The following is a 15,093-nucleotide window of genomic DNA, read 5'->3' as shown; positions in this document are numbered from 1 at the left end:
GCTCCTAATCATATCCGAATTTCTTTACGAACAGCGTTTTCACGGCCTGCACCAGCAACAAATAAGATAGGATCATCCCTGCAAGCAAAAGGAAATATAAAGGCGGAAGCGCGGTGAACCCGAAATGGCTTCCCAGCGGGGAAAGCGCGATCGTTATGCCCGCCGCGACTATGAACAACGACATCAATACCAGCGGCCTGCTCGGGCGGCTTTCGATAAAAGGTATCTTTCCGGTGCGTATCACATATATTACCAGCGTCTGGGTGCAAAGAGATTCGATGAACCATCCGGTGCGGAACAATTCCGGGTTGTTCCAGGCCTTGAAGACGTATAACATGATGCCGAACGTGAGAAAATCGAAGATCGAGCTTATCGGACCGATCGTCACCATGAAATTCTTCACGGCCTTTATGTTCCACGGGCGCGGTTTCATGAGATATTCCCTGTCGACCTCATCGGTGGGTATCGCCACCTGCGAAACATCATAGAGGAAATTATTTAGGAGTATCTGTATTGGGAGCATCGGCAGGAAAGGCAGGAAGATGCTTCCCCCTGTCATGCTGAACATGTTCCCGAAATTCGAGCTGGAGCTCATCTTTATATATTTGACGATGTTGCCGAAGGTCTTTCTGCCTTCTACGACTCCGTCCTCGAGGACTAAAAGATTTTTCTTGAGAAGTATTATATCCGCGGATTCCTTCGCAATGTCAACGGCGTTATCCACGGAGATGCCGACATCCGACGCCTTCAGGGCGGGCGCGTCGTTTATGCCGTCGCCGAGGTAGCCTACTATATGTTTATTCTTATGCAGCGCCCGGATCACCCTCTCTTTCTGGAGGGGGGACATGCGGGCAAAGACATTCGCCGTTTCCGCCGCAACCTGGAGTTCGGCGTCAGACATCTTCTCCAGTTGTTCGCCCAGCACGAGGCCGGTTATCCCAAGCCCTACCTCGCTGCATATCTTCTGAGTGACGAGCTCGTTATCGCCTGTCAGGACCTTGAACTGTATGCCTTGCTTCGTAAGCGCCTCGATGGCTTCTTTCGCGTCCGCCTTCGGAGGGTCGAGGAAAGCGACGTAACCCTTCAGGACGAGTTCCTGCTCATCGTCCCGCGAATAGGCTTCCTTCTTGGTCCCCTCATCCTTATAGGCGATGGCCAGGACCCTGAAACCATCGGTACTTAGCCTGTCGTACTCCTCGCGCAAGTCGGCCAGGAGCCATTGCTCCATCTCGAATATCTCCCCGTCTAGCTCGTAATGCGAGCAGCGCTTGAATATCTCCTCGGGGGCCCCTTTCGAGATAAGCGTGTGCTTATTGTCCATATCGACGACGACGGACATGATCTTCCTTGAAAAATCGAAAGGCATCTCGTCGACCTTCTTGAATTTCTTGACCGCTATCTTCTCGTGCTTGAGTATGGCTTTATCGAGGAGGTTCTTCAGGCCCGTCTGGTAATAGCTGTTAATATAGGCATATTTGAGGACATCCTGGTCCTCTTTCCTCACCACATCGCAATGTTTCTCGAGTATGATCTGGTCCATGGTGAGCGTGCCGGTCTTGTCGGTGCAGATGACATCCATCGCGCCGAAGTTCTGGATGGAGTTCAGGCGTTTGACTATCACCTCTTTCTTAGACATCGCTATGGCGCCTTTTGAGAGGTTGATGGTGATAAGCATCGGCAGCATCTCAGGCGTGAGGCCGACCGCGACGCTAAGGGAAAAAAGGAGCGCGTCGATAAAATGTCGGCCCCGCATCGCGTTTATCGCGAAAATGGCTATTACCATTAACAGCATCGCGCGGATCATGAGCCAGACGAAACTGTTGACCCCCCTGTCAAAACTCGTTTCGATCCTCATGCTGGCGAGCTTGCGCGAGATCTCGCCGAATTGCGTCGCGATCCCTGTCTTCACGACCACGCCGAGCGCGGTGCCGCTTACGACGCTTGATCCCATAAAAGCTATATTCCGCAATTCCGAGGTCGAGGACGATTTGGCCTGGACAGGCCCGGCGACCTTTTCTATCGGGAAAGATTCTCCGGTCAAGGACGCCTGGTTGATGAAGAGGTCCTTGCACGAGATGATCCTTAAGTCAGCAGGGATCATGTCGCCCGCGAACAAGTCGACGATGTCCCCCGGGACTATCTCGCGGATATTTATTTCTTTTGGCCTGCCGTTCCTGTACACGGTCGCGGTCGTGCGGACCATCTCGCTCAGTTTTTCCGCGGCTTTCTCGGAGCGGTGCTCCTGTACGAACGAAAGGAATACGCTTAATATTACCATCATGAAGATGAGCAGCGCGCTAATCTGCGAGCCAAAATAAAGGGAAAACGACCCGATGATGACCAGGACGATAACAAGGGGATTCAGGAATTTAGAGAGGATCTCGGTTAATACGGTCCTCTTCTTTTTTTTGGCGGGTTCGTTGAAGCCGTAATACTCGAGCCGCTTCTGCGCTTCTTTCTCGAAGAGGCCCTTCGGGGAGGTCTTAAGCTTGGAAAATATCTCCTCGATGGGGCTGCCGATATAATCAAAAGACGGGTATTGCGCTTTCTGTGTCATGGCGGTATCTCTTCAGGCTGGAGTAATACCCCTTAAAAATTCTCGGAGAGGATCTCGTAAAATGCCTGTGGGTGTTTGCAGGCCGGGCATTCTTTTGGGGCCTCTGCCCCTTCGAACACATAGCCGCAGTTTATGCAATGCCACTTGACCGGCGCCTTCTTCTTGAATACTTCGCCGTTCGCTATGTTGTTGATGAGCCTCCTGTATCTCGATTCGTGGAATCTTTCAACTTTCGCTATCTGCTCGAAGGACCTGGCGACTTCGGGAAATCCTTCCTCCTCGGCTATCCTTCCGAAATCGGAATACAGCGTAGTCCACTCCAGGTTCTCGCCGGCGGCCGCGGCTTCAAGGTTCGCATTGGTGTTATTTATCTTGCCGGCCGGATAAGCGGCCGTTATCTCGACATCTCCGCCTTCAAGATACTTGAAAAATACCTTGGCGTGCTCCTTTTCGTTCTCCGCGGTCTCGGTGAATATGTTCGCTATCTGCTCATAGCCTTCTTTCCGCGCGGCGCTGGCGAAATACGTATACCTGTTCCTCGCCTGGGACTCTCCCGCAAATGAAGCGAGCAGGTTCTTCTCGGTCTTTGTGCCTTTAATTGATTTGCCCATTTTGGATTTCCTCCTCGGTAGAATGATTATTTATACCACAAACGGCGGGATTTTTCAACGGCCAATTTCATTTTTTTGCGGCGGGACGCGCGGGCTTGATATCGAATACGGTTATCTCCGGCCTCACCATGAACCTGACCCTCACGCCGGCCTTCCCTTCGGTACCTATGCCGCGGTTCACGTAAAGGACGGTATTCCCGACCTTGTATTCCCCTGCTTCATATCTCTTGCCGTATTTCGAAAGGGTGATTATCGCCCCGTAAAACGGGAGCGCCACCTGTCCGCCGTGGGTATGTCCGGTGAGATACAGATCGACATTTACGCCTTTCAGGTCCTCGATAAGGTCGGACTTATGGTACAAAAATATGCTGTAATATCCCCGCGGCACATTCTTCAATACGGGGAACCAATGCCCGCCGTGCTCGAAATTAAGGCCCGAGATGAAAAAAATATCTCCGTCTTTGTCTATTCTCTCGATCCTGCCGTCCAAGGCTACAAAACCGGTCCCCCCGAACAGGTCGAGCCCGCGCAGGAACCAGTAATCGAAGTTTCCTGTCACGGCATATTTTCCTATATTCGCCTTAAGGCTCTTCAGGGTCTTTTTAAAGACGGGCAGCGACTTCGGGGAATTTACCGCGTCCCCTGTGAAGACGATGATGTCGGGTTTCAGCGCGTTCACCGCCTCTATAACTTTTTTCTCGTTTGTGCCTTTGGGGTCGGTATGCAGGTCTGATAGCTGGACTATACGGAGACTGGCGCGGGATAATTTGCCGCTCTCTATCTCCACTCTCTTGACTTCTATCCAATGCGGTTCTATTAAAAGGCCGTAGAGGAAACAAAGGATACCGGCCGCCGCCAGGATATGGACGGCTATCGCCGGCTTGGACAGGAAACCGGAAGGCCCTTCCTTGCGCCGTACTTTATGGAGGACCAGCCCGGATATCAGCTGGCCCTCTTTTATGTATACGGCGAGAATGAACGCGAGAAAAACGCCGAGCGAAACGAATTCCCTGACCAGCATCAAAGCATTTTGCCCTTTTGCAGGGTAAAGGTACCCTTGAGCTTGATATCCCTGGACGAGCTGCCCGCCTCGATCTCGAATTCTCCGGGGTTGGCGGTCCAATCCTTCTTATCGACATCATAGAACGCGAAGGACCTCTTATCGAGCTTGAATGTCACCTTTAGCGTTTCGCCGGGCTTCAGATTCACTCTCTTGAATCCCTTAAGCTCCCTTACGGGCCTCTCGATGCCGGGAGCGACCTCCCTTATATACAACTGGGCGACCTCGGCGCCTTCCCTCCGGCCGGTGTTCTTAAGGTCGAAAGAGGCTGTGAGATCGATCTTACCGTCCGACACCGCGCCGGGCGTTATCGTAAGGTTGCTGTATTCAAAGGTGGTATAAGAAAGGCCGTGGCCGAACGGAAAGAGGACCTTTGTCCCCTGTTTGTCGAAGTAACGGTAGCCTACGAAGATGCCGTCCGAATAATACACTTTGCCGTTCTTGCCCGGATAAGTGGAATATGCCGAACAATCCTCCCATCTTACAGGGAAGGTCGTGGGCAGTTTGCCCGACGGATTGTAATATCCGAGCAGCACATCCGCGATAGCATTGCCGCCCTCCTGTCCCGGATACCACATCTCGAGGATCGCAGGGACGTCATTTACCCATTCGTTCATAATGACCGCGGCGCCGGAATTCAACACGACGACCGTATTTTTATTCGCCGCGACGACCTTCTTAACGAGATCGTTCTGGCCATCAGGAAGGTTTATATCCTTCCTGTCGAAACATTCGGACTCGAAACGGCCGGAGAGACCGATAAATACGATCGCGATATCGGATTTTTTCGCGACCTCGGCGGCCTCGGCGGCCAATTCCCGTGGAATATCCCATCCCAGCTTAACAACCGCTCCTCCGCTGTTCTCATAGAATTCGACGCGCAGGTCGTACTCCTTGCCCGCCTCAAACTTCATCGTAGTGCTTTTAGTCTCTTCTCCGTGGTCTTTCCAGCTGTTTATGATCTCCCTGCCGTCTATGAAGAGGCGGGAACCGTCGTCGCTCCGCAGGTTCACCTCGTACTCACCGGTCTTCGGCGGCGTGAGTTTCGCCGTCCACCTGGCGGAGAAATGGTCTTGCTGTATGCCGTCTGCCGGCGGCCCATCGCCCCACGAGAAGTCTATATGCTTATCGACCCTTTTCACGGCCGGAGCGCCCTCGAGCCCTTGGTTATTGAAATATTCCCCCAGAAAACCGTTTACTTTTTTCCCGTTGAAGACGGTCTGGACAGCCGACGTCTCGATCGGCACCACTTCGCCCTCAAGTTTGCATCCCAACGCGTAATTTATTGCGACTTTATTGCCGAGTCTCTTCTTCAGTCCGTCGAGCGGGCTCACGTTATAGGCAGGCGTCACTTCTGAACTGCCTCCGCCGCCGAACCTGTTGGCAGCGGCATTGGGGCCTATGACCGCGATCGATTTTATCTTGGTTATGTCGATAGGCAGGACACCGCCGGTATTCTTGAGCAGGACTATCCCTTCCCTGGACGTCAGGAAGGCCGCCTCTTTGTGTTGCGCCGTATTAAGGGACCCGCGGTTCGGCGCCGGGTTGGCGTCGAAGAGGCCGAGCCAGAACATCGCCCTCAGGATCCGCCTTACCTTGTCGTCTATCACGGCTTCCTTTACCTGGCCGTTATTGACCGCGCTCACCAATTTCGAGTTAAAATTATCCCCTCTAGGCATCTCGAGATCGAGGCCGTAATTCGCCGCGTTGACCGTGCTGTGCGTCCCCCCCCAGTCCGAGACGACAAACCCTTTGAATCCCCATTCTTTCTTAAGTATCTCGTTCAGTAAATGATCATTCTCGCTCGAATGGTAGCCGTTCACTTTATTGTAGGAGGCCATTACGGACCACGAACCGCCTTCTTTCACCGCCGCCTCAAATGCCGGCAGGTATATCTCCCTGAGCGCCCGCTCGTCGATGACCACATCTATCGTGCCGCGTTCCCATTCCTGGTTGTTGCAGGCGTAATGTTTTACCGTCGCGAGGACTTTATTGTCCTGCAGGCCCTTCACATACGCTACAGCCAGCCGTGACGAGAGATACGGGTCTTCTCCGAAACTCTCGAAATTCCTTCCGCCCATCGGGACCCTGTGGATATTCACGCACGGCGCCAGGGACATGTTCCTGTCCTTCCCCTTGACTTCTTCGGCAAGCGCCGTCGACACTTTATAGATCAGGTCCGGGTCCCATGTCGCGGCCATGCATATGGACGACGGGAATGCCGTCACCGGGCCGCTCCTGGCGACGCCGACCGGGCCGTCGCAACACTTCAATTTCGGGATACCCAACCTGTCGATGGAATACGTCTCCATCTCGTTTCCCGCGATAAGGGTCACCTTCTCGCCAAGCGTCATCTTTTTTATCAATTCATCTATCTTCTTTTCCACCTGTTGGTCCTCGCCGTAAACAGCCGCGCCCGAAAACAAAAGAAATAAGACAAGTGCGAGCAGGAAGATCCCGGGTCTATTCATTTTTTTCCATTCCTTTCATCATGTTGCCCATGTCAGGCATCTCCATGGAGAATTTCTTGTAATCGGACGGCACCTCGAACAACGAATCAGGCTGCGGTCCGGTCTTGATATTCCTGTATTCTACGCTCCAGCTTCCGTCCAAAGCGGCAGACTTAAGCGGGAGGTTTGAACCGCTCTCTACCCATTGGAACATCTCGTTCTTGATACCCTCTATTTCGTAGGTTACCTTATATTTGTCCGCCGTCTTGCCGTCCACCGTGTCCTTCCCGAGAGGGGTGCGCTCAAGCTCACCTTCTACCTTATCCGGGGCGGCCATCAATTTTTTGGCGTCAAAAGCCTGCTCCATATACACCTTCTGTCCGGGGATCAGTATCCAGACGACTTTTTTGTCTACTCTCGATATGGATATGCTCTCAGGGGCTTCCATCCTGCTCATTTCTCCGCTGACGAAAACCTTGGCGCTGAAAGTCTTGCCCGCCTGGGTGGTGACTACATCGGCGGAAAAGTCCACCGCGAAGGAAGGCGCGGCCAGCGACAGGACCAGCATGACCGCAAAACAAAAAGGAACCCTCATTATTTTTCCTCCTCATTTATACAAAAGGGGCACAACATTAAGTATATATTGTGCCCCTGGAATTATCCAGTAAAAATTCGGGGACGCTTCAAAAAGACAACATCCCTTATAGTAGCTTGATGCGGACCCGGACGATATCCCGGCCCTGGGGCGCTTCTTTAAGGAGGGGTTCTTGGAGGGTGCCGATGCCTGACAGGTTCTCTACGAATTTCGCGTAACCGGCCGCGGGTATCTCGGCATCGACGTATTGGGGTATGCCTGTATCTTTATTTACTTCGACGTTTGTGACTTTACCCTGCGCCAGCTCTACCCGGTTCTTTACTTTCGAAAGGGCTTCGGCCAAATACGTTTTCCGGCCTATGGCCGCTTCCGCTTCGGGACGGACGGCTTTTTCTTCCCGGGCGGACACTTCTTTAAATTTCCTCGAGTCAAAACTGTCCGTCGCTGCGGATTTTTGCGCCTCGCGCGCCTTGACCGGCTCTTCTGTCCTGACGAGAAGGGCGATCTCAATGGGTTTGCTATCGGAATCGTTTAATCCTTTGTTAATAAAGACCGTGTCTATCTTCTTGTCCTCTTCGGCTACTGCCGACCTGCTGCCGGCAGACAATTCACTTTTCATAATGACCCCTGTCCCGGTCGCCATTTTTGCCTTCGGCGCATACGCAAGTTGTTCCATGGGCTTCTTTATGCCTACCGTAGAGACGATCAAGATGACCGCCGCCGCCATCGCCGCGAGTTCCAGCGGGACCTTGATCTTCACCGGCACGAACAAGGCACGCATTATCTTCTCGAAGGCCGAACGCCTTTCAATGCGCTCATGCACCTTCTGAAGAAAATCTTCGGGCGCTTTCACCTTAGGCAAGGCGTTCATCCGCTTCAGGTATTCTTCTTCCGGCATCATGTCTTTTTTGTCTTCGCGTTCCATCTAGACCAGCCCCTTTAGCTTCTCCCTTAATTCCTGCCTCGCCCTCGCCAGTTTCGATTTCACTGTGCCGAGGTTATAACCCGTAATTTCAGATATCTCCTCGTATGAGAGCCCTTCGATATCGCGGAGCACGACAACCGACCTGTGGTCGCCGCTAAGTGAATTTATCGCCTCCTGTATCGTCTCCCCCTTTTCTTTCCTGTCCAGCTCAGCCGACGGGGAAAGGGCCTTGCCGCCTATCTCGACCGGCTGCTCGCCGTCCCCGGTATCTTTCGGCTCATCGAGCCGCACCATATACCTGCTCCTGCGGTATTGCGCGGAAGAGAGCCTGTTCTTGCACGTGTTTACCGCTATCCTGTAGATCCACGTCGATACTGACGACTCGCGCCTGAAATCCTTCAGCGACCGGTATGCCTTGACGAAAGTCTCCTGCGCGCAGTCGTCGGCCTCGCCGTGATCGCCCATGAAGCGATAGCATAAATTAAACACCTTGTCCTTATGCTCCAGGACCAGTTCGTCGAAATTTATGCTCTTTTCACTCATTTAGACAATTTTCAGTTTGGAAAGTTCCGCTTCAGGGATAGGCTTTGCCTTCAGGTCCGCATCCACGCACGCGCAAACGACCTTCGCCTTCAGCAGCAGGGTGCCGCCCTTCATTATCTCCTGGTCGAAATTTATGGAGGCGTGGCCGACCTTCTCGATCGAGGTGAGCACTTCGATGGTGTCGCCGTATACTGCGGGGTATTTGTATTCGATTTCGATGCGGACGACCGGAAAGATCGTCCCCTCGCGGGCGAGTTCTCCGACATCGACACCTTTTTCTCGAAGAAGTTCGGTCCTGCCTTCTTCGAGATGGTTTAAATACGAGGCGTGATAAACGACGCCGCCGCAATCCGTGTCGTGGTAATATATCTTCTTTTCCAGCCGGCTTTTTGACATGGGATTATTTCATAGGTTTAAAATATACCACTACGTCAAGATGGCGCAAATGGGTCTTAAGGTCCTTCTCGAAATCCGCGGCGACCGCTTCGGCCTCCCTGACGGTCATATCTTCCTTCACGACAAAACAGATATCTACGAAGATCTTATCCCCGGCTTTCCTTGTCCTGACCCTGCTGACACCGAACATCCTGGGCTTATATTCATCCACTACCTGCCTTACTTTATCCCTTATATCTTTTGACGGGACGGCATCCAAAAGCTCCATAAAATGCCTTTTTATCGTTCTCGCGGGAGGTATAATGAAGATCAGCGCCAGTATAATAGCCATGGCCGGGTCGACGAAACGCGTGATATTGGTGTACCCCTTCTCTTTCAGCACCCAGCCCGCGCAAAACCCGCCGAGTATGCCGACCGACATGCCTGTATCTATGAACCAATGCATGCTCGCCGTATGCATCATCGATGAGTGTGTCCTGCGCGCGGCGGCTTTGATGAATATGCTTACGAACACCCCTATCGCGACTGACAGGCATGCCGCGATAACAGGTATCCGGTAATTCTCTATATCTTCCGAATGGACGATGTCCTGGATCGCGAATTTAGCGCTTATCAGGCAGGTCGTGATTATAAGGGCGCCCTGCAATACGACCGTGAACGGCTCGTATTTTTCATAACCGAAATTGAAGATCTCGTCGGGCGGGCTGTGTATCTTCTTTATCGTGGAGCTCATGAGGAAGGCTACGACCAAAATGACAAGGCTTGCGGAAGCGTCCAAAATAAGCGTGATGGAATCCACGGCGATACCCGCTGCCGCAGAAATAACAAATAGCGCTATCGAGCCCCAGAATGATACGCTCGCCGCGGATAATTGGCTGCGCTCGCTCGCTTTATCGGTTATCTCAACGGTTTTTTGCATGGTTACATTTTACCTTAAAGACGGGACCTCCGCAAGAGGAAGAAAAGAAAGCGGAAAAAAGTCAGAATAATGTAGAATAACCCTATTGAAATCCCCGGCTGGTTATGTGAAAATGGCCGCAACAAAGGAGGGTACTATGTTCAGGAGAGGCGTTATCGTAATGGCGCTCTGCGTCGCTGTCTTCTCTTTGCTTTCCGGCAAAGCATACGCCGCCGCAAAACCGGCCGCCGCGAAGCCCGGAGCAACACTAGCTAATCTTTTATCCGCTTATAACGGCGAAAAGAACGCCCAGGTCCGCTACATGTCATTCGCCCAGCAGGCGGACAAGGAAGGCTACAAGGGCGTTGCGAGTCTTTTCAGGGCAGCCGCGCGTTCGGAGCAGGTCCATTATGAGGGGCATGAAAGGGCGATAAAGGAATTAGGCGGGGTCCCCAAGGTGAATATGCTGGCCACGCCTGTAAAAAGCACGAAAGAAAACCTTGAAACGGCCATAAACGGGGAAAATTACGAATCCGGCAAGATGTACCCGGAATTCCTGGCCCAGGCGGAGAAGGATAAGGTCAAACCCGCGATCGCTTCGTTCAAGGGCGCAGTGAGGGTCGAGGCAGTTCACGCCCAACTATTCAAAAAGGCTCTGAAGGACCTTGATTCATGGAAAGGCCAGAAGAAGGATTTCTTCGTATGCCTGGTTTGCGGCAATGTGACGGAGAATAAGCCGCCTATGGTCTGCTCTATTTGCGGCGCTCCAAAGGAAAAATTTACGGCCGTTAATTAAATATTTATTTTGCGGCCTTTAAATATGCCTTGACGATCTTTTGCTCGGCCTTAGGCTTGTCGTTCCTGCCGACGGCCGAGTTCTCTATCTTCTCGACCACATCATAGCCAGATACCACTTTGCCGAATATCGTATGTTTCCCGTTAAGCCACGGGGTCTTGGCGGTAGTAATGAAGAACTGGCTACCGTTGGTATTTGGCCCTGCGTTCGCCATGGCCAGTACTCCCGGAGTATCAAACTGGACTTTCGGGTCGGTTTCGTCCGCAAACGGTTTTCCCCAGCACGATTGCCCGCCCGTGCCCGTCCCTGTCGGGTCGCCGCCCTGTATCATAAAACCTTTTATGACCCTGTGGAATATCAGGCCGTCATAATACCCCTTCCCGGCAAGCGTGATGAAATTCTCACAAGCCTTCGGCGCTACCTCGGGTATAAGTTTTATCTCGATATTCCCCTGGTTAGTTTCTAATACAACGACCTGGTCATCCATGGCAAAAAGGCCTCCGTTGATGTTAGTGCCGGTTATTGCAAAAAATAGAACGCCAATTAAGACAAAAATCCTCTTCATTGTCCCATCTCCTTTTTGGTTATTTTACCATACTCTGCGGAAAATTATCTTACTCTTTTAAAGCAATAAAAGCTATTTTTTTGCCGAACGCGGCCGCTTTCTTGCGGATGCCCTTTAGTTTTACGATCTCCCCGGATTCGCGGGCATTGGGGACAAGCAGGGAGAGGAACTTCATTTCGCTGTAGTCGGCTATGATCTTAAATGACTTCTTTACCAGGTCCAGGCCTACGTCTTCATAGGCGTTGAGCAGCAGGACCATGGTCTTGCCCTTCAGGGGGGACGTAAACGTATCGGTCGTATTGTCCCATTTATAGAGCGAGAACATCCGGTCGATTATGACCTTAAGCTGGGCGCTCGGCCCGTAGAAATATAACGGCGTGGCGAATACGATGACATCCGCCTTCGCCATCTTCCTGAGGACCGGCTGCGCATCGTCCTTTATCGCGCATTTGTATTCCTTTATCTTCTGGCAGGTCCTGCAGGATGTGCAGCCGCTGGACTTGTACTTGAGGAAAGCGGCGTTTATGACCTCGACATCGGCGGCCTTCGAGCGCGCGGCCTCAGTGAACCACTCGACAAGCTTTGCGGTATTACCGTTCCTTTTCGGGCTTCCGTTGAGGACCAATATCTTTTTTGGCATGGTGTTATTCTACGGCAAACAAAAATCCCCTGCAAGTTAAATTGCAGGGGACCTTTGATCTGTCTATCGAGTCTCTTTAACGTCCTTCGTTCTTGCGCTTCGAAAAACAGTCCTTGCAATATACGGGACGGTCATCTCTCGGTTTGAAGGGGACTTCGCATTCCTTCTTACAATCCGCGCAAGTCGCTTTGTGCATCTCTCTCGGCGCGCCGCCGAACCCACCACCACCACCACCTTGATACCCCATGTTACCTCCTTTTTATTAACAACTACCTTTGATATAATTCTACCTTAAATTAAAACCCAACGCAACATATTTTATTAGTACGCCGGTGACGGCTGCGAGGGTTTCGCGGCCGTAATGCTATCGGCGACGCCTGAGCCGGGCTTATATTTGACCTCGACAGTATCTCCGAGCTTGACCGACTTGATATCTTCGGACTTTACGGTAAATTCCTTCTCGGTGCTCGTATTCTGGTCCTTGACCGTGATCTTATTGAGCGACCTCTTGATCGAGACTATTTCACCGGCCAATGTCACGAGGGGCGCTTCTTCCCCGGAAAGCCCTGCCGACTGATCATCTCCTACCAAAGCTTCACGTTCCATTTTTTGCTGGGAAGGAGTTACCGCGAAACAACTCGCCGCAAGGCACAATATCGCGGCCGCTGCCATTATTTTTTTCATCCCTGCCTCCTTGCGGTCATTATCCCGCTTTTAATAAGCGCAAGTTTCTTTCCGCGAGCCCAATTCTTGATCTCGGCCTCACGTTTCGCCGCCGCGGACCTGGTCGGATGTTCCTCTTTATATACTAAACATACGGGCCGGTTGTAGCTGGTGTAACGGCTTTTCCCGCTCAAGTGTTCTTTGAAGCGGCGTTCCAGATCATTGGTCATGCCCGTGTATAAAGTTCCGCCCTTGCACTTCAATATATAAATATACCACATAACCGCGTGTTAGAAGGACCAGTTAACAAGGACCATGAATTCCAGCGGCTTCTTGTTGCCGTTGTAGTTGGCGAGGCCTATCTGGAGGCCGTCGAGGGATTTCGTATAGTTGACGAACCCGAACTGGAGGCCGTGCATCTCCCCCGCGTAATTGACGACGCCGCCCTGGAAACCGCTGAATGAATCCTTGCTGTAATTGACCAGGCCCAGCTCTACGCCCGCGGACTGGCCTTTCGAGACATTCAAGGCGCCGTATTGCAGGCCATGCATGAATCCTTCCGACCAGTTAACAAAACCCCACTGCAACCCGGTGAAATCGCCTTCCGTAATATTCACGGCGCCGTATTGCAGGCCTACGCCGCGCCCTTTGGTGCGGTTTATGAGGCCGAGGCTTATGCCGCTGACATCCTGATTGGCTCCGTAGATAAGGCTAAGGCTCAGGCCTCCTATGGACTCATTCTCCGGGACGAGCTGGATAGGATCGAATATAGCCAACTGGATGGGTTTCGCTCCTTCGGAGCGAGCTAACTGAGGGATCAACAACATTACTAATAATACGAAAAACAATACCTTCTTTGCCATGGCTGGTCCTTTCTGTTTGGGAAACTGGCTTGCGATCAACTGTGCGATTCGGCTCCCCGCTGCTCTCGTTTCTTGTGTTTATATAAAGTGGTATAAGATACGCCGATAATGATGCAGAGCGGGCTGAGGTAGGAATAGAAAGAACCCGGTAAGGCGGCGGGATAGAATAACCGGAAAGCGCTGAAAACTGTCGGGACCAAAAGCAGCGCTCCCCAAAAAATGGCGATGAACCGGCAGCCGCGGATCATATCTACATTATCCCATTGATCTTTCGGCAGCTCTTCCCGCGCATATTGCAATGTGAACGGCTTGCCTGTCAGCACCGTGAACCAAATAACACCGGTCAGGAAACCGTTTGAAATAATGGCCATATGCTGGGCCAGCCAGATCCACTTGAAGCCGTAGAATGATACTGTGCAAACAAGGAAAAACATTATAGAAGCCCACTGCAAAATGAAGCCCTTGCGCAGCTCTTTCCAGCCGAAAATAACGGATATGGCCAGGCATATCGCAACTGCTCTCTCCAAATGTTCCCAGCTATCGGTCGGCAAGATCAAAAACAGGATCCAGGGCAAGAACCCCAGGAGGAATTTCGCGATATCCAACAATTCATTAACCATTTTGAACCTCCTTTTGAATTGATTCTACTCCAAATAAAAACCCTCCGCAACGGTTAATTGCAGAGGGTTTTTATTATGGCTCCCTGTGTTAGACGAATTTCGCAACTGACTATACTCAGACCAATCTAAACTCATCCATACACAATTAGATTCACTGCAACTTGTATAAGACTACTTATCCCTTCCAGAGGCTTTCTTAAGCCTATCAAGAAAAGCGGGGTCGGCTTTATATCCCAATTCCCCTGCTTTATGCACATCATTCCAGGCCTTGTCATAGTCTTTTGTCGCACTATAGACAACCCCGCGGTTGTAATGGGCTTGTGCATAGCTAGGATTTATTTCAATGGCCCTGGTAAGATCAGAGATGGCTTGGGATAAGTTGTTTTGCTGGCCGTAGGCAACCCCACGGTTCATATAGGCTTCTGCAAGTTTAGGATTTATTTCAATGGCCTTGTTATAGTCAGCGATGGCTTGGGATAAGTTGTTTTGCTGGCCGTAGGCAACCCCACGGTTCATATAGGCTTCTGCAAGTTTAGGATTTATTTCAATGGCCTTGTTATAGTCAGCGATGGCTTGGGGAAAATTGCCTTGATGGTCATAGGCAACCCCACGGTTCATATAGGCTCCTGCAAGTTTAGGATTTATTTCAATGGCCTTGTTATAGTCAGCGATGGCTTGGGGAAAATTGCCTTGATGGTCATAGGCAACCCCGCGATTGCCATAGGCTTCTGCAAGTTTAGGATTTATTTCAATGGCCCTGGTAAGATCAGAGATGGCTTGGGATAAGTTGTTTTGCTGGCCGTAGGCAACCCCACGGTTCATATAGGCTCCTGCAAGTTTAGGATTTATTTCAATGGCCTTGTTATAGTCAGCGATGGCTTGGGGAAAATTGCCTTGTGCGCGATAGGCAT

General features: G+C 51.6%; 18 protein-coding genes. 1 reads left to right on the top strand and 17 read right to left on the bottom strand.

Annotated elements, in window-relative coordinates; genetic code table 11:
• Positions 1 to 4: 4 nt before the first annotated feature.
• From mgtA to WC317_06470, 9 genes are all read right to left on the bottom strand, one after another.
• Complete coding sequence (gene mgtA / locus WC317_06510; GenBank protein ID MFA5339777.1) at positions 5 to 2,557, bottom strand: magnesium-translocating P-type ATPase; 2,553 nt, start codon at positions 2,555 to 2,557, stop codon at positions 5 to 7.
• Positions 2,558 to 2,589: 32 nt separating this feature from the next.
• A complete protein-coding gene (locus WC317_06505) occupies positions 2,590 to 3,168 on the bottom strand; it encodes a rubrerythrin family protein (GenBank protein ID MFA5339776.1) in 579 nt (192 codons plus the stop codon).
• Between the two features lie 67 nt (positions 3,169 to 3,235).
• Positions 3,236 to 4,189 (bottom strand): metallophosphoesterase, encoded by a 954-nt coding sequence (locus WC317_06500; protein ID MFA5339775.1) that lies wholly within the window; start codon positions 4,187 to 4,189, stop codon positions 3,236 to 3,238.
• Positions 4,189 to 6,699, bottom strand: a complete 2,511-nt coding sequence (locus tag WC317_06495; protein MFA5339774.1) for a glycoside hydrolase family 3 C-terminal domain-containing protein — start codon at positions 6,697 to 6,699, stop codon at positions 4,189 to 4,191. The genes WC317_06500 and WC317_06495 overlap by 1 nt, the downstream gene beginning before the upstream one ends.
• Complete coding sequence (locus WC317_06490) at positions 6,692 to 7,273, bottom strand: hypothetical protein (protein ID MFA5339773.1); 582 nt, start codon at positions 7,271 to 7,273, stop codon at positions 6,692 to 6,694. The genes WC317_06495 and WC317_06490 overlap by 8 nt, the downstream gene beginning before the upstream one ends.
• 106 nt (positions 7,274 to 7,379) lie before the next feature.
• Entirely contained in the window at positions 7,380 to 8,198 is an 819-nt protein-coding gene (locus WC317_06485; protein ID MFA5339772.1) for a hypothetical protein, read from the bottom strand.
• A complete protein-coding gene (locus WC317_06480; GenBank protein MFA5339771.1) occupies positions 8,199 to 8,741 on the bottom strand; it encodes a sigma-70 family RNA polymerase sigma factor in 543 nt (180 codons plus the stop codon).
• Positions 8,742 to 9,137, bottom strand: a complete 396-nt coding sequence (locus WC317_06475) for a YbgC/FadM family acyl-CoA thioesterase (protein MFA5339770.1) — start codon at positions 9,135 to 9,137, stop codon at positions 8,742 to 8,744.
• 4 nt (positions 9,138 to 9,141) lie between these two features.
• Complete coding sequence (locus WC317_06470; GenBank protein ID MFA5339769.1) at positions 9,142 to 10,056, bottom strand: cation diffusion facilitator family transporter; 915 nt, start codon at positions 10,054 to 10,056, stop codon at positions 9,142 to 9,144.
• 136 nt (positions 10,057 to 10,192) lie between these two features.
• Here WC317_06470 and WC317_06465 point away from each other — a divergent pair, with 136 nt between their 5' ends.
• Positions 10,193 to 10,831 (top strand): rubrerythrin family protein, encoded by a 639-nt coding sequence (locus WC317_06465; protein MFA5339768.1) that lies wholly within the window; start codon positions 10,193 to 10,195, stop codon positions 10,829 to 10,831.
• Between the two features lie 4 nt (positions 10,832 to 10,835).
• On the opposite strand, the gene WC317_06460 is transcribed toward WC317_06465, so the two are convergent.
• From WC317_06460 to WC317_06425, 8 genes are all read right to left on the bottom strand, one after another.
• Positions 10,836 to 11,318, bottom strand: a complete 483-nt coding sequence (locus tag WC317_06460; protein MFA5339767.1) for a peptidylprolyl isomerase — start codon at positions 11,316 to 11,318, stop codon at positions 10,836 to 10,838.
• Between the two features lie 127 nt (positions 11,319 to 11,445).
• The gene (locus WC317_06455; GenBank protein MFA5339766.1) at positions 11,446 to 12,036 is read right to left on the bottom strand and encodes a flavodoxin family protein; all 591 of its coding nucleotides are present in this window, start codon (positions 12,034 to 12,036) and stop codon (positions 11,446 to 11,448) included.
• Between the two features lie 76 nt (positions 12,037 to 12,112).
• Positions 12,113 to 12,232 (bottom strand): CxxC-x17-CxxC domain-containing protein, encoded by a 120-nt coding sequence (locus tag WC317_06450; protein ID MFA5339765.1) that lies wholly within the window; start codon positions 12,230 to 12,232, stop codon positions 12,113 to 12,115.
• A gap of 125 nt (positions 12,233 to 12,357) precedes the next feature.
• Positions 12,358 to 12,720, bottom strand: a complete 363-nt coding sequence (locus WC317_06445) for a hypothetical protein (GenBank protein ID MFA5339764.1) — start codon at positions 12,718 to 12,720, stop codon at positions 12,358 to 12,360.
• The gene (locus WC317_06440; protein ID MFA5339763.1) at positions 12,717 to 12,980 is read right to left on the bottom strand and encodes a GIY-YIG nuclease family protein; all 264 of its coding nucleotides are present in this window, start codon (positions 12,978 to 12,980) and stop codon (positions 12,717 to 12,719) included. Before WC317_06440 ends, WC317_06445 begins: the two co-directional genes overlap by 4 nt.
• 9 nt (positions 12,981 to 12,989) lie before the next feature.
• The gene (locus WC317_06435; GenBank protein ID MFA5339762.1) at positions 12,990 to 13,562 is read right to left on the bottom strand and encodes a hypothetical protein; all 573 of its coding nucleotides are present in this window, start codon (positions 13,560 to 13,562) and stop codon (positions 12,990 to 12,992) included.
• A gap of 35 nt (positions 13,563 to 13,597) precedes the next feature.
• The gene (locus tag WC317_06430; GenBank protein MFA5339761.1) at positions 13,598 to 14,182 is read right to left on the bottom strand and encodes a hypothetical protein; all 585 of its coding nucleotides are present in this window, start codon (positions 14,180 to 14,182) and stop codon (positions 13,598 to 13,600) included.
• A gap of 171 nt (positions 14,183 to 14,353) precedes the next feature.
• Positions 14,354 to 15,093: tetratricopeptide repeat protein (locus WC317_06425; protein MFA5339760.1), on the bottom strand; the 740-nt coding region annotated here is incomplete at its 5' end.

It is taken from the genome of Candidatus Omnitrophota bacterium (genome assembly GCA_041653595.1).
Lineage (GTDB): Bacteria > Omnitrophota > Gorgyraeia > Pluralincolimonadales > Pluralincolimonadaceae > Pluralincolimonas.
Note: the sequence above shows the minus strand (reverse complement) of the source record. Positions and strands in the feature narration are given on the sequence as shown.

Excerpts from the sequence above, each read along its gene's own strand:
- WC317_06430 (MFA5339761.1), bottom strand. The coding sequence starts at position 14,182 with ATGGTTAATGAATTGTTGGATATCGCGAAATTCCTCCTGGGGTTCTTG.
- mgtA (MFA5339777.1), bottom strand. The coding sequence starts at position 2,557 with ATGACACAGAAAGCGCAATACCCGTCTTTTGATTATATCGGCAGCCCC.
- WC317_06465 (MFA5339768.1), top strand. The coding sequence starts at position 10,193 with ATGTTCAGGAGAGGCGTTATCGTAATGGCGCTCTGCGTCGCTGTCTTC.
- WC317_06475 (MFA5339770.1), bottom strand. The coding sequence starts at position 9,137 with ATGTCAAAAAGCCGGCTGGAAAAGAAGATATATTACCACGACACGGAT.
- WC317_06445 (MFA5339764.1), bottom strand. The coding sequence starts at position 12,720 with ATGAAAAAAATAATGGCAGCGGCCGCGATATTGTGCCTTGCGGCGAGT.
- WC317_06480 (MFA5339771.1), bottom strand. The coding sequence starts at position 8,741 with ATGAGTGAAAAGAGCATAAATTTCGACGAACTGGTCCTGGAGCATAAG.
- WC317_06435 (MFA5339762.1), bottom strand. The coding sequence starts at position 13,562 with ATGGCAAAGAAGGTATTGTTTTTCGTATTATTAGTAATGTTGTTGATC.
- WC317_06495 (MFA5339774.1), bottom strand. The coding sequence starts at position 6,699 with ATGAATAGACCCGGGATCTTCCTGCTCGCACTTGTCTTATTTCTTTTG.
- WC317_06440 (MFA5339763.1), bottom strand. The coding sequence starts at position 12,980 with ATGTGGTATATTTATATATTGAAGTGCAAGGGCGGAACTTTATACACG.
- WC317_06460 (MFA5339767.1), bottom strand. The coding sequence starts at position 11,318 with ATGGATGACCAGGTCGTTGTATTAGAAACTAACCAGGGGAATATCGAG.
- WC317_06505 (MFA5339776.1), bottom strand. The coding sequence starts at position 3,168 with ATGGGCAAATCAATTAAAGGCACAAAGACCGAGAAGAACCTGCTCGCT.
- WC317_06470 (MFA5339769.1), bottom strand. The coding sequence starts at position 10,056 with ATGCAAAAAACCGTTGAGATAACCGATAAAGCGAGCGAGCGCAGCCAA.
- WC317_06455 (MFA5339766.1), bottom strand. The coding sequence starts at position 12,036 with ATGCCAAAAAAGATATTGGTCCTCAACGGAAGCCCGAAAAGGAACGGT.
- WC317_06485 (MFA5339772.1), bottom strand. The coding sequence starts at position 8,198 with ATGGAACGCGAAGACAAAAAAGACATGATGCCGGAAGAAGAATACCTG.
- WC317_06490 (MFA5339773.1), bottom strand. The coding sequence starts at position 7,273 with ATGAGGGTTCCTTTTTGTTTTGCGGTCATGCTGGTCCTGTCGCTGGCC.
- WC317_06450 (MFA5339765.1), bottom strand. The coding sequence starts at position 12,232 with ATGCACAAAGCGACTTGCGCGGATTGTAAGAAGGAATGCGAAGTCCCC.
- WC317_06500 (MFA5339775.1), bottom strand. The coding sequence starts at position 4,189 with ATGCTGGTCAGGGAATTCGTTTCGCTCGGCGTTTTTCTCGCGTTCATT.